Raw genomic sequence first — 20,359 nt, 5'->3', positions numbered from 1 at the left:
ACATTAGGACTCTCTATGTCAGCTTTTTAATTGTTTAGTTAAGGTTTGAGCTGTAACGATTCAAAAAACTCAAAAAAAAAGCGATCCGAAAAGTTACTCGGATCACTTTTTTCTTATTTACTATTAAGGTCTTTTCACTTTAATGTCAGCGAAAGTGACACAATCTTCTACTTTAACTTCGCCCTCGTCAGAATCTACGACTCCTGAATCAAAGATCGTTCTACCCCTACGATCGATCAATTGAAGCTGGAATTGTGTACCTGAGTTATCATCAACTACTGCAAAGTTGTAATCAACTGTTCTACCGTCTACCTTACCTTCACCACTGATGATCAGTTTCAAGCCACCTCGTGTTTCCTCACAACAAAGTGTATCTTGATCAAATGTTGTAGCAGTAAAGTTAAAGCTTTCAGTACCATCACTCGTGTCTGTATCTCTGAAACTACCTCTCAACTCACTGTCGACTAAACTACAGTCAGGACAAATGTTTACGAGTACAGCTAATCGACCAGTAGCAGATGAGTCCTCTCCTGTATTACCACTTGCTTCCCCTTCAGCAGAGCAGTCACAGTTAGGTCGTGGGAAAATATCTGGACATTGTGGAGGGAACGATACTTTTGGACACTGATCAACTGACTCAGGTGCAATCAAATCGTTATCTCGTGGAGAGCAGAATTTAGCAAGTACTTCTAGCTTCACTTCCGCTTCTACTTGAATGTCGAGACAGAATGTAATTTCAATATCGAAGCTTTCTGGTGCTGGTGAGTTCAATAACACTGTTCCTGATGGAATTTTACAGAAGATCTTAGATACTTTACAGAAAAGATCTGTTCCATCTGGATAGCAAAGTACAAATGACTCAAAAACCGAAGCGTTGATATTAGATTTAGTTACAATACAACCGTGGCGATCTACAACAACTATTCTCAAATCCGTGCTGATTAAAAGTTCTACTAGCTGTGCATCAACGAAACCGCCATTTGTTGATATTGTAACATCACGCTTTTCTCCAACTTGCTCGCAGATGAATTCTAAATTATCATCATCATGATCGTGATCATGACTGCGTCTGTTGTTTAGAGGGAAAATTGGTGGTGTTTCAGGCGGCTCACAGATAAGACGTAAAGGGCGACGACCAGGGTCTTCCATCGCTTCTTCAATGTCTTTTATCTGCTCGCGGGTAAAAAGGACCGTCTTACGAACGGTAAGTGCATCGGTTACCCAGTCGTACACTTTTTGTACGCGAATACACTCATCCTGTAAGCTATTGGTAGCTTTAGGTATATTGTGTTTTTTATGACTCATAGTTTCCCTTCCTTTCTTCATCATGAACTGAAGATTCAATACATACTATGGGAATACGACGGCTAATGACACAAAGATTAATGCCTATTTTTGAGGGAGGAAAAGCTATGCATCGAGTTTCATATAATAGAAGAGAGTTATGTATGCTACCTATAGACGAACTTGAAGCATTAAAACAGATTGCAGTTTTCTGGGGACTTATATGGAATGAATCCGAACAAGATCTCGTTGGTGGTTTATCAAATTACACGATCCGAATTATTGGTTTGAATAAAAAAGAATTCAATCGTTTGAATCAATTATTGAAACATACAGATGTGTCATTATCGACAACGCACAAAAATGAAGAACATTTAGTGCTTTCATCGTTTAGAGAACCTGATTCTGTGTCGTATTTATCAGTGGAATCAGACCAAGATGTTTATGAATATAGGAAGCAAAAGGGACCATTTAAATCCACACTGGATTGGGTTTATAAAGGATTTAACCCAATTATCACCAATAGGGATACGAAAGTTTATTGGAATCCAAATCAATGTGAAGAAATTGCAGAATGGTTAACCTATTTAATTCTTCAAACGTGCCAATCAGAATCTGCTAATCACCCACTATCAATCACTACTTCAACCTATGAAAACCTGCTCAGGAAAGTGCTTGCACCAATCAATCCTGCATTGTCCTCTTACCAGTTACAGCCTTCTTGGCCTGAAAAGCCTAAATTCCTCATTCCTCCTGAAGAACAGAAACAAGGAGAACCCATTAATCCCTTTAAGAATAATACAAATTCGGAGACTTCAAAGATTAATCCTTTTAAGAAACAAAATAAAAATGCAGAAACTAAAGTCATTAATCCATTTTTCAGGAAATAGCACACCTCTATTACCTTGTACGAATAACATACAATATCTTATTTAGAGGTGATAGGACATGAGAAAACAAGATGTAATCGATTTATATAAACAGGTAAAAAGAAAGAGGAATAATAAGAAGAAAATAGATTTATTTGAAAGAAAACCTCAATCTGGTTGCAAGTCATGTGGAAAAGTGACATGGAAGCCTAATCAATGATTGTCGATGAAAACCAACACCTCAATATGGTATGTTGGTTTTTCTGTATTAAAGGTTATCCTCTCATAAGGACAAGGCGAACAACCATTTATAGTAAATTTAGGTACTCAACCACTCCTTTTTCGGCACCTTCAATATAATATAGTATCTTAAAATAAGCTTTATAGAGTTCTATGTATTGAAAGGAGGATGCCGAATGAGTTTATTTGATAAAGATTGGAAAAAAACAGACAATGCATGTGATACATGTATATGTAATGAACTTAAAGGGTTAAGTGTCGGAGAAGAAGTAGAAAAAATCATCGTGAACGGAGAAGAAATTGAGGATTTAATCTTCGTATGCTTTGATGATAAAACATGCTGTGTCAAGTTCATCCAAGAAGATGATGGAGATGAGGATGAGCGTAATGTAGTCATTGTTGATTGTCGCAAGATTGATGCATTATTCCTTGAAGTGAATAGTGATTAAATAGGTTGTCTACCTTATTAAAGGCTGATTAATTCAGCCTTATTTTAGTTTAACTACTTTTTTTTGGTAAATAGCCATTATTATAAAGATAGTTTTGAATTTGTTTCACACATACGCTAGCAGACATCATGTTTGTATCCACAATGATTTCAGGATCTTCAGGTACTTCATATGGATCCGAAATACCTGTGAAGTTTTCGATTTCACCGTTCAATGCTTTTTTGTACAACCCTTTAGGGTCTCTGGCTTTTAATGTGTCCATATTACATTTTACATACACTTCAATAAATTCATCCTTGTTAAATAGGCTTCTGACAAATTCACGATCTTCACGATATGGGGATACGAATGTTGCTAATACTACAATACCTGCATCTACAAATAGGCGAGCAACCTCTCCTACCCTTCGGATGTTTTCTGCACGATCCTCAGGCTTAAAACTTAGATCACTGTTCAGTCCCATTCTTAAATTATCTCCATCCAATAAATAAGTTGAAATCGCGTTTCGGTATAAGGACCGATCCAGTTTGTTTGCTATCGTGGATTTCCCCGATCCTGATAATCCTGTAAACCAAATAACGAAACTTTTATGTCCATTTAACAGTTGTCTGGCTTTCTTAGAAACATCTTGGTGATGCCAGAATAAATTTGAAGTCATAAGACCACCTCCCTAATTTAATGGCCATACGAATGGAATGATCATGATAGATATGATTAGTCCAAGTATATTTAATGGTATGCCTACTTTAATAAAATCATTGAATCGATATTGACCTGTGCTATATACAAGTAAATTAGTCTGATATCCAATAGGGGTCGAAAAGCTAGCTGAAGCAGCTATGGCAATGGCAACAGCGTATGGCTCTGGGTTTAACGACAATTCTTGAACAAAAGACATGGCAATCGGGAACATGATGACGGCTGCTGCGTTATTTGTAATCAATTCGGTGAGAAGATTTGTTATGACGTAAATAAGTAACAGTAAGAAAAAAGGCGTCAATTGATCTAGAGATCGCAAAAGAACATTAGATAAATATTGAGCTGCTCCAGTTTTAATCATCGCCTCAGCTATTCCAAAGGCTCCTCCTATAATAAATAGGACATCCCATTTAATTGAATCTTTGGCATCATTAAATGTAGTACTCCTCAATATCAACAACAGTAATGCAGTTGTTATCGCAGCCTGGGCCACTTGCACAAGGCCAAATGTAACTACGGAGATCATTAAACCAAACAAAATCACTGGTATCCAATCTCTCATTTTCACTTCTTTCTCTGGCGTATAAGTAGATAATAATAATAAATTTCTTTCCAGACGTTCGTATTGAACAGTATCTTTTGTCGTAAGAATATAAAGCATATCTCCGGCTTTTAAGCGGATAGATCCAACTTTACCATTCATTCGCAGACCATTTCTATAAACAGCTACAACTACGCCTCCATACTTCGCACGAAATCCGATTTCTTTAATACTTAATGAAATAAATGCAGAGTGCAGTGGAATTGTGGCTTCTAATAATTTGAATTCGGATCCTTGCCCTCCAATTTCAAAATTAGACGCTTGAATGGATAGCCCTTCAAAACGCTTCAATTCATCTGCAGATAATTGATCACCTACTAGTAGAAGATGGTCGTTCAAACATATTTTCTGGTCCGGAGTTACTGGGAAAATAAACTCACCTTGCCTTAGAATTGCCATAACATAACTTTGTTTAAGGTGCCTTAGTCCGGCTTGTTCAATTGATTTTCCGATCCAAGGAAAAGAATCATTCACAATGGCTTGCACATTAAATTGAGTGCTTTGTAGATCATCCATATGGATGGAGACACGCTCAGGTAATAACTTATGTCCGAACGTGATCATATAAATCAAAGCAATTACAAAAAACGGAATACCTATAAAGCTAAGCTCAAATAATGAGAAACCATCATAACCCTCTTTTTGTAATAATGTATGGACGACTAGATTGGTAGAAGTACCTAAGAGCGTACACATACCTCCGATGATGGCGGCATAAGAAAGAGGGATCAATAGTTTAGAAGGATAAATGTTATACTTGTCAGACCATTTTTTGACGATTGGGGTCAAAAGTATGACGAGAGGTGTGTTGTTCATTAAACTAGAAAACGCGCCAGTTACAGCCATCATACGTACTAAACCACTCTTCAGTGTCTGTTTATTTCCAAAAATAATCTTCGTGATTTTTATAAATGCAGGGTGTTTTTGAAGTGTATTCATGATTACAAATAACGAGGCAATTGTAAGAACTCCTTCATTGATGAATCCATTAAATGCCTCAGGAATGGTCAGAATTCCACTCCATATCAATATAATAACCGCACTGAGTATAACAACCTCAGCACTATACCAATTAGCGATTAAGAACAAAAACATGAAGCCTATTACCGTATAGGTAATCCAAATTTCCATCATTTGCTATTATGTCATTCCTTTGGCTTGTTATATAATTCCACCAGTATACCGATCACTTCTGGACGACTGAATTCCCTCGGTGGTACTTTTCCTTCTTTCAACATGTTTCGCACTTTCGTTCCAGATAGATGGATATGGTCTTTTATATCATGTGGACAGGTCTTCGAAGACGCCATTTGCATACATTTCTTACAATAAAAGCTATGCTCCATCCGCATTGGTGTAATGCCAAGTTCGATTAATGTGAAAGAGTCAAAAATACGCTGAGCATCGTAGGTGCCATAATAATCTCCTACTCCAGCATGGTCCCTTCCTACAATAAAATGAGTACAGCCAAAGTTCTTTCTGACAAGTGCATGAAAGACAGCTTCTCGTGGACCCGCATACCTCATAGAACTATTGAAGACCCCAAGATGGACGCGTTCTGCAGGATAATAATTTTTCAACAATACTTCATAGCATTTCATCCTTATATCAGCTGGGATATCATCAGATTTTGTTTCACCTACTAGCGGATGTAGAAATAAACCGTCAACCTGTTCCAATGCAACCTTTTGAATATACTCATGAGCTCTATGAATTGGATTTCGCGTTTGGAATCCTACGATTGTTTTCCATCCTTTTTGTTCAAAAAGTTCCCTTGTTTCTCCTGGTGTGTATACATAGTCCGGAAATTCACTATATTTCTTACGGATCAGCATGACTTCTCCGCCGACATAATAGGGTGAACGAATCATTATTTTAGCAACACCAGGGTGATCCTTATTAGTTGTCCCATATATGAATTCCGCTTCTTCTTCCAAATCAACTTCATAGATACTTTCAATCATGATATACCCGTATATCACCTCATCATAGACGAGTGTGACTGTTTCCCCTCTCTGCAACTGTTCTACTTGTTCATTTGGAATCGAAAGAGTGATAGGAATCGACCAAACTAATCCACTAGATAAGCGCATTGAATGAAGTACACTTTTATAGTCCTCTTCATTCAAAAAACCTACTAATGGACTGTAAACACCTGTAGCGATAGCTTCTAAATCAGCAAGCTCATCTGATGATAGAGTTATTTTTTTAAATTTTGATAAGTCATTTGCTTTTGTTTGCTTATCTATACGATTAATTAAAGAACCTCCGTGTGGAATACTTACCATACGTCTACCCCCTTTTAATAAAAGTCTCTAAAGCATTTTCGAAATGGTTGACACTTCTAGCCCATGTCCATTTAATCGCTTCTTGTTCTCCTGCGATCGCTAATTTATTTCGTAACCCTGGATTATCGATCAATGAAGATACATGTTGGATTAGTCTATTTTCGTGACGATACGATAGAAGGCAATTTTCTTCGTGTCTGCAATAATCCATATTCCCTCCGGAATAAACGGTTGCAAGTGCAGCTCCACACTTCATCGCTTCAAGACCCGGAAGTGAAGCTGTATCATATGTTGAAGCACTGACAAAAATGTCAGTATTGTTGAAAAATTGATTAAGTTGTTGATCATCGTTGGGCGTCATTGAATTGAATAATCGATTGGCATGAATTTTACGAAGTGTGACCGAAGACCTCAATTCACTCGGTGGGGTAATAATATTGAAGATAACACTCGGGTATTTTCTCTTAAGGGCTGTAAAAGCTTCAATTAAATACTCTTGTTCTCTGTGCCACGAATATCCTCCTTCTGGTATACGTAAGATGCCACTAACTTGCACTCTTTTAGTACTTCGCCTAATACCTAAGTTCTTGAATAGATTACTCACTCCTACAGGAACGATTTTTCCTTCAATTCCATGATTAAGTTTAACAAGTTGTTGTTGCCAATCCGAAAGAACTACAAGATTTTTACTTACATGGTAACTTTTGAATGAAGCTTCATGATCAGGTAAAAATACCGGTTCATAACAAAGACTTATTCGGACGTGTGTACCTTTTCCTGATAAGCTTGCCTCTTGACATGTATTTGTCAAAGTATAGAAGTTGGAGACGATGACATCGCTTTTCGGAATATCAGTTGCTCTGATAATATGACCTGCTGTGCGAATCACATTAACATTTACGGGGTACTCAATAACGCCGTTAGGTGGCATTAGAAAAGAAACATCATGTCCTTTTCTTGATAGACCATTCGCTAATTCAACTAACATTCTTTGTGCCCCTCCCTTACAAAGGGTAATCGCAACAAACGTTATTTTCATTTAGATGATTCCTTTCATTCATAAGTTTTCCAGTCGTTTAAAACATTGAAGAAAAGTCATATATATATTTAATTCCTTAAGTCTTTCTTTCTCCAGTTCCAGTTGATGGAGTTCTGTCATGTTTGTTGGAGTTGGTTTAAGGTTAGTGATGTTCATACTTTTGCTTGCCAAAAATCCAATTTTTCTTAGCATCGACTGGAAATACTTCTTCATTATTGGAAAGCTCTTAGGATGCTCTTTACATAAGCGCTTATAATTGACAAGTATTTGATTAGTTTGATGAAGATTGAATGGGACTGGAAGAAATGTCAAACTAATGATCATCTGGTCTACTTCTTTATACTTTTCTTGAAAGAGGTAGTAGTTTTGTTTGGATTCATTCTTAATCGTCGGAGCTATTGGGTGCTCCTGATGGTAACTAATTAACCTTCTGTCTGTCAGATAAGTAGCCCCGTTCTTGTATAACCGATATCCCATTTCACAATCATCCCATCCATAACCTGGGTACACTTCAAATAATCCCACTTCATCAAGTGCTTTTTTAGAAACAGATACGTGACCAGTACCAAATAATTGCCATGGAATTTGATAGTTCGATAGTCCATAACCGTAATTTTTCACGATAATTTCTTTGTAAAACACCTCTACTTTAGAAGGCAAAGAAAGCTTTTGAAAAGAGTCATTTTCAATATCAGATTTTTCTATAAGCGGCAAGATGTGCGGCTGAGTATTGAAGCTTTCTAATTTTTTATAGAGCGTTCGATTACGTATCATAAGTCTCATGCATTCTTCAAGTTGTTCCTCTGAGAAATCTGGAAATAAAACAGAATATAACCGTTTTAGAAACATGATACCCGACACGACGAGATTTGTTGTTTCAGCATGATACTGATGGTGTATTGTTAGGAAATCGGGTCTTACAAGAATTTCTGCATCCAAGAAGATGATGACCTTGCCCTTAGCCATTTTCAAGCCTTTATTTCTGGCAGCGGGTCTACCAATATTAGTTCTACATTTCATATAATTGAATTCGAAAGGGAAGTTATGGAGTTTAGTGATGGATTCTGTTTCATCTGTTGATCCATCATCGACCATAATCACTTCGACTTTTGTGAGGTCAAATGTTTGATGGGTTAATGAGTAAAGGGTTAAGAGATTTTGAGGATACTTGTTATATGTCGGTATGATTACAGTGATTTCCTTTTCATATTTCATCACATTCTCCTCCATAACCAAGTTCTTCACAATGTATCAATCTAGCTAACATTCCTTTATACTTGTCTTGGAGTTGTTTAATTTCCTTCCATTGCTCTTCAACATATAATTTTGAACCCATATTTTCATGATGACGATAATGCAATAACGTTTCATTTAACATCTCGATTTTTGCCTTTGCAGCCATTCGAATCCACATATCATAATCCTGTGTATAACGTAAGGTAGGATCAAATAAACCAACATTTGTGAAGATTTCTTTTTTGACTAATACAGAACTTCCGTTAATAGGACAGCTAATTGGAAGTCTTTTCAGTAAATCCTTACGGTTTCCGAGAACCAAACCTACATTCTCTCTAATAATCCTGTTCCGTTCATTAATTAAACTAAAGTTCGTATAAACCATATCTGCTCCAGTCTCTTGCATGTATTGCACTTGTCTGTGAAGTTTGTTTCGTAAGAAAATATCATCGGAACTTAACCAAGCGATCAAATCACCAGAAGCAACTTGAATCCCTTTATTCAGAGCTGTTGCAGTACCACCGTTATCCTTGTAGTAGTATTTGATTTGTTTCAAATATGGACTAATTAAATTTTGGTTAAGTGTGGATCCGTCATCAACAACGATGATTTCATAATTCCTATAAGTTTGTCTTAATACACTTCTAATGGCTAGATGTATATATGGACAATTATAAAAAGGGATGACTACACTTATTTTGGGACGATCGTTTACCAACGTCTTTTCCTCATTTCCTTATTTAATCTTTACATAGAATTGACTTTACAAAGCTTCATAGGTTCGAAAATAAGTGAGTATATCTTTTAAAGACGATTGTAGAGTAAACTCTGGCACCCACCCAAGCGTTTGAATAGGTCCTAATTCCATACAAACGGGTGTCTGTTCACAGCTTTCATTAATATTTACTAAGAACTGTTGTTGGGTCATCGTTTTGTAAATGGTTATCACTTCTTCTAATGTATGGCTCGTACCAGATCCAATCTCAAAAGAACGGAAACTGGATGGATATTCTAGGAGAAGAAAGTACGCTTTGACTACATCCCTTACATCCACAAAATCACATTGAGCCAAACTGTTATTTAATGTGATTTTTACAGGCTTTCCTTCTTGCTCAGATTTTACGATTTGCTCGGCAACAATTGAGCAGATGCCTTTAGAAGGGCCTGGTCCAATCAAGTTTGAAGGCTTTGCTACTATCACATCCATTGAAAAGAGGTCCTGCCAATTTTGTGTGAGAAGAATTTGAAGCGTTTTACTTAAGCTATAAGGATGGGGTGCTTTTTCATTATGAGGGGAAAATTGAAGTGCGGAACCGATTACGAGTGTCCTGCATTCGGGTACATATTTTCGAATTGATTCCAACAAATGCAACGTGCCATGCAAATTGGTCTCTATACATTCCATCGGATTTTCCCAAGACTTTGCTGCATCATTGAATCCCGCAAGATGTAGCACATAGTCAGGCTTTATATCTTTAATCAATTGATCGATTTCCAAATAATTTGTCAGATTGCATTGTACGAAGTGATCATTTTGTTGGAAACGCTGTAAGGTCCTCCCAATGCAAGTAACATTCATATGCTTTTCTAATGCATAATGATAAGCATACATGCCTGTGAAGCCAGTAGCTCCAGTTATAAGAATTCTCGGATTAGCGCTTCTCATGTGGAACGACGATCCATTGTTTTAGCTCATTAAGCATCTCATCATAAGAACAAACTGTGTATTCAATATCTTCTCGGGTGTTTACGAGTGTCCGGTCACATATGACGTCTTCATATGGAATCACTGTTACATCTTCTTTCTCAAAGACATTTTGAATCTTTTTGAGAAGCGTATATTTCGAAACACGTTCTGGTGCCGTCAAATGAAACAGTCCTGACCCGTTGTTTTCAATAAGGTACTTGACCACTTTAGAAAGTTCTAGTGTTGTTACACCATTCCATAATACATTGACATAACCATTTACTTTTCCAGTTTGTTTCATAAACCAATGATAGAGGCCGATCCCTTCTTTAAGCTCAGGGCCAATAATAGAAGTCCGAACCGTCAAATGGGGCTCATCAATCACCTCACCAAGAGATTTAGTCATGGCATAAACACTCTTTCCATCTGGTTTATCAGACTCGGTATATTTCCCTTTATCTCCTTCAAAAACACAATCTGTACTAATGTGAACTAACTTGCCACCAAATTTAGATAATTCATACCGTAGTATATGTGGTAGGAGTGTATTTACTTTAATTGCTTCATGTGGGTTTTCCGTAGCATGTTCATTCAATATTCCAACACAATTAATGAGGTAATCTGGTTTGTATGTTGAGATTAGTGACCGTACATCATCAAAGTCAAGGACGTCCAAGAAAATGCCGTTGGATTCATTCTTGTCACGATGGGTGTATTGAACATCATATTCTTGAAATTGTTGAAAATAGTGTACCATTACATGTCCAAGCATTCCTTTCCCACCAAGTATCAATACTTTCATTACAGGAATCCACCTTTGTTAAGCATTTCCTTAATCTCATGCTTAGTCATCAATGATTCATGTGAACTATAACTGTGCAAATCGATTTTTTTATAACTTTGATAAAATTCTTTCAGTTTCTCCAGTTCGATTGTAGGAAGGATCACAAAATATTCTTCATCAAAATAAACGGTTGTGTTGCTTTCATATTCAGATAATAGGATCTCATGCAGCTTTTCACCCGGTCTAATACCTGCCTCGTTAATTTTAATGTTCTTTTTACCTGAAGCTTCAATTAATACTTCAGCGAGGTCGATGATCCGACAAGTTGGCATTTTCATGACGAAAATTTCTCCACCCCGGCTTTCATTCGTAGCTTTGAACAATAATTTGATTGCATCTTGAAGCGTTAAGAAGAAACGGGTCATCCGCTTATCTGTAATACCAATTTCACCTTTCTGTTCAATTTGTCGTTTAAACACATGGATAACACTCCCATTCGTTCCAAGTACATTACCACCCCGCACACAAACGAATTTCGTTGATGGACTAAGTACATTGGCATAAATAATCAATTTCTCACCAATCGCTTTTGTCATCCCATAAAAGTTTGAAGGATTTGCAGCTTTGTCTGTTGATATATAAATCACTTTTTCCACATTATTTTGTATAGCAGCCTCAATAACATGTTGTGTCCCTAATACATTCGTTTTCAAAGCTTCATAAGGTTGATGTTCACAAATCGGGACATGCTTTAATGCTGCAAGATGGTAAACATAATCGGCACCTTCAGTAGCTTTACATATCCCCTGATACTCTCTGATATCACCGATTATGAAAGTTAGTTTAGGGTTGTATTCAAATTCATGTTGCATCTGGACTTGACTTGCTTCATTCCGAGAGAAAATTCGAATCTCCTTGGGGTTCTTTTCTAGTAATTGTTTAACGAGTTCATGCCCCCATGATCCTGTTCCTCCTGTAATTAATATCGTTTTGTTTCGCAATGGTTAGCGACCTCCTAATATAAATTGTACAACTTTCTGTGAAACTTCCTTTTCGATATAACCTGCTGGACACTCCCAGTTATTTACACTATTCACCATGACAGTCGTTGCATCTAAGATCTGCTTACGATTTAACCCCGAAATCACATTACTACCACAATCCACTGTCTCTGGACGTTCTGTACTGTTTCGAATGGTTACGGTAGGTACTTGGAAAATACAACACTCTTCTTGAACAGTACCGCTATCTGTTAATACACAAAAAGCGTTCTTTTCTAGTTTGACAAAATCAAAAAATCCAAAAGGTTCAAAGAAACGAACGAGCGGGTGATGTGTAATACTGATTTGTTTTTCCAATCTACTCTTCGTCCTGGGATGAATACTACATATGATTGGTTTGTTAAACTTTTGGGCAATCGAGTTTAGCCCTTCAAAAATTTCATTCAAATGTTTAGGGTTATCAACATTCTCAGCGCGGTGAGCTGTTACGAGGAAATATTCTCCTGAGGTGAGCTGGAGTTTTGATAAAATGTGGCTATTGTCTATCTTATCTTGAAAATGTGCCAACACTTCATATATTGGATTTCCGAATAACAGGATCCTATTTGATGGTACACCTTCACGAATCAAGTTCTCTTTACTATTGGGTGTGTACGGAAGGTTATAAGTAGAAATTGCATCAATGACCTTCCGATTCTTTTCCTCTGGTACAGATAAGTCGAAGCAACGGTTTCCTGCCTCCATATGAATGACAGGAATACCCATCCTCTCTGATAGGATGGCACTAAGCGCGCTGTTTGTGTCACCTAAGACAAGTACTTTGTCAGGTTTCTCTTTAATAAGAATTTCTTCAACCTTTTCAAACATCGTTCCAAGCTGTTGACCTAATGTTCTTTGTTCAGTTTGCAAAATATAATCTGGCATTCTTATTTCAAGTTCCTTGAAAAATATTTCACTCAAGTTATAAACAAAATTTTGGCCGGTATGGACGATTACATGTTGGTCAGCCCATTGGTCAAGCTTATTCAAAATAAGACTTAGCCGGATAATTTCTGGTCTCGTTCCTAGAATGGTAACAATTTTCATACTATGCTCCTTCCATTTATGGACCCGTTCTAACATTTATTCCATTTATTTCTATACTATGTAATGGTTGTATGAACGCATAGACAGGCTCCCAGTTAATCTTATAAAAAAATAAAAAGCGGCACTTGTCCGTGTGCCGCTATTACCAATTCGTATCCTTTTCATAACCGAGGGAAATCAATAATTGACCAGCTTTTTCTTTAAAGAGTCCCTTCAATTCATCATCTAATTCATGCTTCCAGCCCCCACTCCCACCTTTTCGAAAAGTTGGAGAGGTTGCAGTATTGATGTTTTGTATCATTTTCCCTACCATTATTGGCCTCGTAAATGGTACGGGATCTTCACCCCATAGAAATTTCACCATTCTATGAAGCACTTGAAACCTTAATATCTGTGAGCCATTCAATTCCTCAAATCTAACTGTAAATACATTTTCCTTATCCATCCATTTCGAAAAACTTGTAAACCATTCATGAACATCCGGTTGTACATATTTGGTTTGGCTGATCGGGTCTCCACCTTCAATAAGAAACTTAAGTCTATCCTTATGAGTAAATCCATCTTGAGTAAAGGTTGTATAAAGTGGGTGTATTTTCAGAGTGGGTATGAAATAAGCATAAGAGACAATGACATCTCTCGGATCTCGGAGGACGAATATTTGCTTCATATTCAATTTTTTGAAAAAATCTTCCCATTCAGAGGAGTAGAACAAATGACCATTCACAAATTCGTTTTCACTAAGGGTTCTCACCCATTCAAAGTGTTTAGGTGTTTGGAAGTGATAGTGCCCAAACATGCCTTTATCAGGATAGTGCTGCATACCTGGAATCCCCATTAATATTTGTTTGAGCAAATGCGTTCCACTCTTTGGAATGGAATTCAGCACAAATGGATACAAACCTTTATTTGATTGTCCCAACGAACTTCTTCCTTTCTTATGTTTATTAATCATTACATCATTTTCAATTATATTTCTCCAAAAACGAGTTGATTGGACAACTTATTGACGATTTTGATTTCTGAGATACCTGGATCTTCTAACTGGTGCAAGGCTGTTAATCATTCTGCTGATCGTATCTCGGTGTTTACGTTTCACCATTTGAACCTCTACTGCAATAGCTCCTTTATATTTCTGGGAGCCCATGTTTCCATGTATACGATAGTTTACTAATGGTTGGTCAAAAAAAAGAAAGTCATAGGCAGGAGACAGTCTCAACCAAAGATCATAGTCGTGTGTAAAAGGTAGGGTTTCATCAAATAATCCCGCCTTTTTCAGGATTTCTATCTTAGCCATAATTGTACATCCATTAATTATGCAGCCCGACCTCATTAATCTTAAGAAATGTCGCTTGTCAAGAGCTCCAACTCCTGTGGGATTACTTGTAATTTGATCATATTCATTCATCAAATAATAATTTCCATAGCTGATAAACGCTTGATGATCAATCATGTATTGTAATTGCTTTTCAACTTTTTGTGGATGATACAAGTCATCAGAACTAAGCCAAGAAAAGTATTCTCCCTCAGCCAGCTGGATTCCCTTATTCAAGGCGGTAGCAGTTCCACCATTCACTTTTCGGATATATTTTATTTTCTTCTTATAGGGAGTTATCCGATCCACGTACATGGTTGATCCATCATCTACAACAATGATTTCACAATTCGGGTAGGTTTGAGCAAGTGCACTTTCAATCGCTCGATCGATATACATGCAGTTATAAAATGGTATAACAATGGAGACTTTTGGACTCTTCCTCCACATCATAATCCCTTCCTTTAACGGTTCAATATTTGTCTGATATAAGATAGCAGTTGCTGTACTCGAATCTTTGTCGTATGCCGTTGTTGAATCAGTTTCATTCCGTTCATGGTAATACGGTTCCTTTCCCTTTCATTTTGTAAGTAGTACATCGCTTTCTTTTGGAAGTCGTATTCATCCACGCTTATAAAGGTTTCACCATCTTTAAACCCTAGGTCTTCGAGTTCCTTGGACCCAGATGCAAGTAATAGCGTACGACAAGCTAGTGCTTCATAATATTTCAGGACTGGGAATTTATAAATGGAATCACATGTAAAGAAGAGCTTTGATTTATTCAATGTCATCGCATACTGTTGTCCTGTAATAAAATGATGCCCTTGAGGTAGGGTCTTGTACCCTGGATGGTCGTAATATTTGAATGAGGGGTGTTTAATGAATTGATTGTATATTCTTACTCGTAAAGGATATAAGTGAGGAATGAGGCTTCCGAACATCAGCATGTCGATATTTTTGGGAAACTTGTAATCTTTAAAAATATCTTCAGGTACATGGTGTGGGAACCAGATCATTTGATCCTTGAACTCGGGATACCAATTTAAGAATGCATCTCGATATTGGACAAATAAGTGCTCAATCTGATCCTTTTTGTACATTTTCTTTCTTCGAGGGATTCGGTACTGCAAATCATGTACGAGCGTTCCTTTCGGTATCTTGACTTGGTTGATGTTTCTGATCCACGGACAATAATCAGGCTTCTGGTCATTGAATAGAATGAAGTCAGGTTGAGAGGCCAATTGATTGATAATATCCGGGAGATTTCCATCTTCATACCAATATATAAGCTTACAATGCTTTTCAAGCTCTTTTCCAAGATAATAGGTACTTTTTTCAATATGATATTGCATCGGTTTTGTAATAAAAAGGATATTAAGGGTTTCTTTCAAACCTTATTCACCTCAATTATGGATAAAGAATGAGACTCTAATAGAGTCTCATTACAATTACATGATGATACACGCGATATTTTGAGTCGGGATCCAAACGTCACCTAACCCACCAGATCCGCTCTGACGGATTACTGTCCAGTCATTACCAGCCTCAATAATTTCCACATTTGTGAAGATCATATCGGATGCTTCTACAACGACTTCAGTAAGCGTCATTCCCATGTGCATACGTAACCAAACAAGTTTTGTACTAGCCATATTTCCACTCCTTTATCAAAAGATTCAGCACCGTTATTGAATGCTCCCTTATATATATGTAAAAAGGTGGGAGGTAGTATGGACAAACATCAGAATTGTTAAAAAATGGTTTATGGCGGACAGGCTGACAACCATTTTCTATTTTCATAGGTCTTAACCCATTCCAAAGGACATCCTTTTCAATATAGTATAGTAACCCTTTCTATTATGCATTTTTGGGGTGCATACACACTTTAACAACAAAGGAGGAATAATCATGAGTTTATTTGATAAAGGCTGTAATGACGTAGCTGGAGCTTCAAAGTGCGACGGATGTGTTTGTGATCAACTTAAAAAACTTCGTTCAGGGGAAGTAGTAGATTTGATCATTGATGGAAATGAATTTCCTAATCTGATTTTTGCTTGCATCGATAATGCTACTTGCTGTGCAACTTTCTTAGATGGAGACTATCCTTTCATCGTAGACTGTCGTAAAGTAGAAGCGATCCGTCTCGTGTAACACAACTCATATTCCTTTAATAAAGAGGTCGACTCTCATTATGAGTCGACCCCTTTATATTATTCATTTGTTTGTGTAGATAAGTAAGTTTGAAAATCATCAGTTCTAGTGATAAGAGAACAAAATCTTCTAAGCTGCTCATTTTGGATATTCCATGTATGCTCATTTTGCAATCGGCGAATATAAACATAATGGTCTTTCTTTCCCGAATAGATCGTGATTTTCTTATCAATGCAATCCTCACAAAATTTAGCATCTTCCCCTAGACTTGAAGATTGAAAAGGTACAATATCATTGACTTTCTTTTCGAACAATAGGGTGCCCCCCATTAATACTTTAGGATTATACATACTTTCTGAGTGTTGAATTTTCATAGGTGCAAACTTATAGGGGTTAAATAGTTGAAGCGATTGATCCTCTTCAAAGTACATATATATTGAGGTCTTACCGACTACCTTCGCTTTACTTTTCATTAATGCTTCATAGCTACCATTCAAGTATTCTCGTGAATAATAATCATCATCATCCATTTTTGCAATGTAATCATGTTGTGCTAGTTGTATACCACTATTCAAACATTCTCCTAATGTATAACTTTCCTTCATTTGTTTAATAGTCACATGATTCTCATATTCAAAATGTGCTTCCCACTCTTTAATATTTAAAGAATCATTGTTAAGGATGATAATCAGTTCTTTGTCTTTCCACTTTTGGCGGGTGTAATTTTCTATAATGTTATTTCGAAAGGTATTCCGATTCGTACAAGTAATGACACTAATCATTCAACATCCCTCTTTTCTATATAAGGGATGAAGTCATCAGTGTAGGCAACCACCTTACTGACATTGAGTATCAAGTCATTTGGTACTTTCCATGTGTGTGTTGTGCCAGTGTCGTTTCGAATATAAACGAAATTTTCCTTACCTGCAGAATACACCTTATATCCTTCATGTAAACAATCAGAACAAAATAAGCGATCCAATTCCACGATTTGATCACGGAACGGAACGCTATGATTGATATCGCGCCTGAAAAAGAGTGTCCCCCCTTGTAAATATTGCGCCCCTACCCTTTTTTGATCATTTACATATTGGTGTTCATTGTTAGAGTTGAAAATTGTTAACACCTTCTTTACTGGCATATATAAGTAAACAGATGTCTTTCCGATGACATCTGCTTTAGTCCTTGAAATTTCTCTAAGGGATGAAGTTAAATAATGAGTGGCATAATAGTCGTCGTCTTCAAGATTGGCGATCCAATTGTATCTTGCTTGTTGCACAGCAAAGTTAAGGCACTTTCCAAGAGACCACGAATCTATAATGTGAAACACTTTCACTCCATCGTATTTACTTGCTTCTTGTCTCCACATCTTTACATCCATATCTTTCTTTGTAAGGACTATTATCAATTCCTTTTGCTTATAGTTCTGGCGAGTATAGTTTTGAAAAACGTTATCCATACAAGAATCTCTCATCGTACAAGTAATGATTGAAATCACTGAACAACCTCCCTGCCCCTCTAGTCTTAATAACCATTGGGATGAGTTGTGAACCACTTCCATGCAGTACGTATCATATCCTCAAGATCAAGAGAAGCTTTCCATTTCAATACATTTTCTGCTTTGTAAGCATTTGCGATCAGCTTTGCAGGATCTCCAGGTCTCCTTTTATCTATATGGATATTTGCCTGTTTATTCGTGATTTGTTCACATGTATGGAGAATTTCTTTAATGGAATAACCCGCTCCCCTTCCTAAATTAAATTCATCATTTTTCACCTTATCATTGAGGAGCATAGATAAGGCGGTTAAATGTCCATTTACAAGGTCTGTTACATGAATATAATCTCTAATACACGTCCCATCCGGCGTAGGGTAGTCTACTCCATATATATTGAATTGTTGAGTTTGACCTTGGAGGTGTTTCAAAATATTCGGGATCAAATGCGTTTCAGGTTGATGGTCTTCTCCCAGCTCCCCATCGGTATCTGCACCAGCCACGTTAAAGTATCTTAGAAATATATAGTTCAATCCGTATGCTATGCTGTAATCTTTGATAATTTCCTCACAGAACAATTTCGTTCTTCCATATGCGGAGATAGGGCGTTGTGTAGTATCTTCTTTTATGAAGTGTTGAGCAGGAACACCGTATACTGCACATGAAGAAGAGAAGATCACCTTATATACATTTGATTCAACCATTACATCCAATAAATTGATTAATCCCAAAAGGTTGTTGTTGTAATACTTACTCGGTTGTTCTACAGACTCTCCAACATAACATTTAGCCGCGAAATGCATGACAGCTGATATGGGGTACTCTTGAAAAACTTGTTTAACCTGAGAAGCATGCTTTAGATCACCCATTATAAAAGGTACGTCATCTGGCACAGCTTTACGATTTCCTGTTGATAAATCATCCAGTACGACTACTTTAAATTTGTGTTTCAAAAGCAGTTTCACCATATGACTTCCAATGTAACCAGCGCCACCAGTAACCAAAATCATCTATCACACCTTCTTCCAGCAACAAAATAAATGCCCAATCATAACCTCTTCATATTTCATAACTTATCAATAGATTATTATCCATCATGATTTTTTATGAATATGTCGACGATTGAAGGAAGTGGGGATATATTGAGTAATATCTTAATCACGGGTGTAGCGGGTTTTATTGGCAACACGCTTGCAGAGAACCTTTTGGAAAGCGGTCATAAAGTCACCGGAATTGATAACGGATATACAGGTAGAGCTGAGAATATCATCAAGTTGTCAGCTTATCGAAATTTTCATTATATTGAGTACGATGTTACGGATGATTCCGTAATCAATCATCCTTCATTACAACCGATTAAAATGATTTACCATCTCGCTTCACCGGCATCACCAAAATGGTATCAAGCTGCTCCATTTGAAACCATTACAGTAAACACATTGGGAACAAAATATATGTTGGAACTAGCAAAGATTAATGATGCAAAGCTCCTATATTCAAGTACGAGTGAGATTTATGGCAACCCTAATCAACATCCACAGGAAGAAAGCTATAATGGCAATGTCAACACCTGGGGACCGCGTGCCTGTTATGATGAGTCGAAAAGACTTGGAGAAGTTTACTGCTACTTATATCATTCGCTTTATAATACGAAGGTAACAGTCGCTCGTATCTTCAACTCTTATTCTGCAGGTCTATGGAAGAAAGACGGACGTGTCATGTCCAATTTCGTCATGCAAGCTTTGAAAGGCGAGGATATAACAGTATATGGAGATGGCAAACAAACTCGGACGTTCTGTTACGTAGAAGATACGATTGCTGGACTTAAGAAAATGATGACGAATGAAATAGCAAATGGAGAGATTTTCAATATCGGTCATCCACAAGAATACACAATCACCGAGGTAGCTGAATTGGTGAAGTCTTTGACCCATTCTTCGAGCACAATTGTTTATAAAGATCTGCCCGTCGATGATCCCCAAAAACGATGCCCTGACATTACAAAAGCGAAGGAACTTTTAGGTTGGCAGCCTAAGATTAGTTTAATAGAGGGATTAAAACGTATGATATCTGAATATCGAAATGATCTATAAAATTACTTGCTACTTACCATCAGGTTAGTTTCATACATGTAACCT

General features: G+C 37.0%; 22 protein-coding genes. 4 read left to right on the top strand and 18 right to left on the bottom strand.

Features of this window, described 5'->3' with window-relative positions:
* Positions 1–123: 123 nt before the first annotated feature.
* Positions 124–1,305: a BMQ_0737 family morphogenetic spore coat protein gene (locus tag L2716_RS04100; RefSeq protein WP_236332044.1), complete on the bottom strand. Its 1,182-nt coding sequence runs from the start codon at positions 1,303–1,305 to the stop codon at positions 124–126.
* 107 nt (positions 1,306–1,412) lie between these two features.
* Here L2716_RS04100 and L2716_RS04095 point away from each other — a divergent pair, with 107 nt between their 5' ends.
* Entirely contained in the window at positions 1,413–2,174 is a 762-nt protein-coding gene (locus L2716_RS04095) for a hypothetical protein (protein ID WP_236332042.1), read from the top strand.
* Positions 2,175–2,569: 395 nt separating this feature from the next.
* On the top strand, positions 2,570–2,842 hold the full coding sequence (locus tag L2716_RS04090) for a hypothetical protein (protein ID WP_236332040.1): 273 nt from the start codon (positions 2,570–2,572) through the stop codon (positions 2,840–2,842).
* A 49-nt stretch (positions 2,843–2,891) separates the two neighbouring features.
* Here L2716_RS04090 and cysC read toward each other — a convergent pair whose 3' ends face one another.
* From cysC to L2716_RS04020, 14 genes are all read right to left on the bottom strand, one after another.
* On the bottom strand, positions 2,892–3,500 hold the full coding sequence (gene cysC, locus L2716_RS04085) for an adenylyl-sulfate kinase (protein WP_236332038.1): 609 nt from the start codon (positions 3,498–3,500) through the stop codon (positions 2,892–2,894).
* Positions 3,501–3,512: 12 nt separating this feature from the next.
* On the bottom strand, positions 3,513–5,276 hold the full coding sequence (locus L2716_RS04080) for an SLC13 family permease (protein WP_236332036.1): 1,764 nt from the start codon (positions 5,274–5,276) through the stop codon (positions 3,513–3,515).
* Between the two features lie 11 nt (positions 5,277–5,287).
* On the bottom strand, positions 5,288–6,430 hold the full coding sequence (gene sat, locus L2716_RS04075; protein WP_236332035.1) for a sulfate adenylyltransferase: 1,143 nt from the start codon (positions 6,428–6,430) through the stop codon (positions 5,288–5,290).
* Between the two features lie 4 nt (positions 6,431–6,434).
* Positions 6,435–7,418, bottom strand: coding sequence for a glycosyltransferase family 4 protein (locus L2716_RS04070; RefSeq protein ID WP_236332033.1), 984 nt, complete (start codon positions 7,416–7,418; stop codon positions 6,435–6,437).
* A 69-nt stretch (positions 7,419–7,487) separates the two neighbouring features.
* Positions 7,488–8,684: a glycosyltransferase family 2 protein gene (locus tag L2716_RS04065; RefSeq protein ID WP_236332031.1), complete on the bottom strand. Its 1,197-nt coding sequence runs from the start codon at positions 8,682–8,684 to the stop codon at positions 7,488–7,490.
* Positions 8,674–9,423 (bottom strand): glycosyltransferase, encoded by a 750-nt coding sequence (locus L2716_RS04060; RefSeq protein ID WP_236332029.1) that lies wholly within the window; start codon positions 9,421–9,423, stop codon positions 8,674–8,676. The genes L2716_RS04065 and L2716_RS04060 overlap by 11 nt, the downstream gene beginning before the upstream one ends.
* 45 nt (positions 9,424–9,468) lie before the next feature.
* Positions 9,469–10,371, bottom strand: a complete 903-nt coding sequence (locus tag L2716_RS04055; RefSeq protein WP_236332027.1) for an NAD-dependent epimerase/dehydratase family protein — start codon at positions 10,369–10,371, stop codon at positions 9,469–9,471.
* Positions 10,358–11,194, bottom strand: a complete 837-nt coding sequence (locus L2716_RS04050) for a dTDP-4-dehydrorhamnose reductase family protein (RefSeq protein ID WP_236332025.1) — start codon at positions 11,192–11,194, stop codon at positions 10,358–10,360. The genes L2716_RS04055 and L2716_RS04050 overlap by 14 nt, the downstream gene beginning before the upstream one ends.
* On the bottom strand, positions 11,194–12,177 hold the full coding sequence (locus L2716_RS04045; protein WP_236332023.1) for a polysaccharide biosynthesis protein: 984 nt from the start codon (positions 12,175–12,177) through the stop codon (positions 11,194–11,196). The genes L2716_RS04050 and L2716_RS04045 overlap by 1 nt, the downstream gene beginning before the upstream one ends.
* Positions 12,178–12,180: 3 nt before the next feature.
* The gene (wecB, locus tag L2716_RS04040) at positions 12,181–13,263 is read right to left on the bottom strand and encodes a non-hydrolyzing UDP-N-acetylglucosamine 2-epimerase (RefSeq protein WP_236332021.1); all 1,083 of its coding nucleotides are present in this window, start codon (positions 13,261–13,263) and stop codon (positions 12,181–12,183) included.
* Between the two features lie 142 nt (positions 13,264–13,405).
* On the bottom strand, positions 13,406–14,182 hold the full coding sequence (locus L2716_RS04035) for a sulfotransferase domain-containing protein (protein WP_236332019.1): 777 nt from the start codon (positions 14,180–14,182) through the stop codon (positions 13,406–13,408).
* 81 nt (positions 14,183–14,263) lie between these two features.
* The gene (locus tag L2716_RS04030; protein WP_236332018.1) at positions 14,264–15,028 is read right to left on the bottom strand and encodes a glycosyltransferase; all 765 of its coding nucleotides are present in this window, start codon (positions 15,026–15,028) and stop codon (positions 14,264–14,266) included.
* Between the two features lie 11 nt (positions 15,029–15,039).
* A complete protein-coding gene (locus L2716_RS04025) occupies positions 15,040–15,966 on the bottom strand; it encodes a glycosyltransferase (RefSeq protein ID WP_236332015.1) in 927 nt (308 codons plus the stop codon).
* A gap of 57 nt (positions 15,967–16,023) precedes the next feature.
* Positions 16,024–16,227: a hypothetical protein gene (locus L2716_RS04020; protein ID WP_236332013.1), complete on the bottom strand. Its 204-nt coding sequence runs from the start codon at positions 16,225–16,227 to the stop codon at positions 16,024–16,026.
* 256 nt (positions 16,228–16,483) lie between these two features.
* Between L2716_RS04020 and L2716_RS04015 the strand changes: the two genes are divergently transcribed.
* A complete protein-coding gene (locus L2716_RS04015) occupies positions 16,484–16,726 on the top strand; it encodes a hypothetical protein (RefSeq protein ID WP_236332011.1) in 243 nt (80 codons plus the stop codon).
* 59 nt (positions 16,727–16,785) lie between these two features.
* Here L2716_RS04015 and L2716_RS04010 read toward each other — a convergent pair whose 3' ends face one another.
* The 3 genes from L2716_RS04010 to galE are packed head-to-tail and all read right to left on the bottom strand — an operon-like array spanning position 16,786 to position 19,231.
* Complete coding sequence (locus L2716_RS04010; RefSeq protein ID WP_236332009.1) at positions 16,786–17,508, bottom strand: glycosyltransferase; 723 nt, start codon at positions 17,506–17,508, stop codon at positions 16,786–16,788.
* Positions 17,505–18,224, bottom strand: coding sequence for a glycosyltransferase family 2 protein (locus L2716_RS04005; protein ID WP_236332007.1), 720 nt, complete (start codon positions 18,222–18,224; stop codon positions 17,505–17,507). The genes L2716_RS04010 and L2716_RS04005 overlap by 4 nt, the downstream gene beginning before the upstream one ends.
* A 26-nt stretch (positions 18,225–18,250) precedes the next feature.
* A complete protein-coding gene (gene galE / locus L2716_RS04000; RefSeq protein WP_236332005.1) occupies positions 18,251–19,231 on the bottom strand; it encodes a UDP-glucose 4-epimerase GalE in 981 nt (326 codons plus the stop codon).
* 132 nt (positions 19,232–19,363) lie between these two features.
* Between galE and L2716_RS03995 the strand changes: the two genes are divergently transcribed.
* Complete coding sequence (locus L2716_RS03995; RefSeq protein ID WP_236332004.1) at positions 19,364–20,314, top strand: NAD-dependent epimerase/dehydratase family protein; 951 nt, start codon at positions 19,364–19,366, stop codon at positions 20,312–20,314.
* Positions 20,315–20,359 lie beyond the last annotated feature (45 nt).

This window comes from Pseudalkalibacillus berkeleyi, from assembly GCF_021608225.1.
Classification (GTDB): Bacteria; Bacillota; Bacilli; order Bacillales; family Fictibacillaceae; genus Pseudalkalibacillus; species Pseudalkalibacillus berkeleyi.
This window is presented reverse-complemented; position numbering and strand designations above follow the sequence as displayed.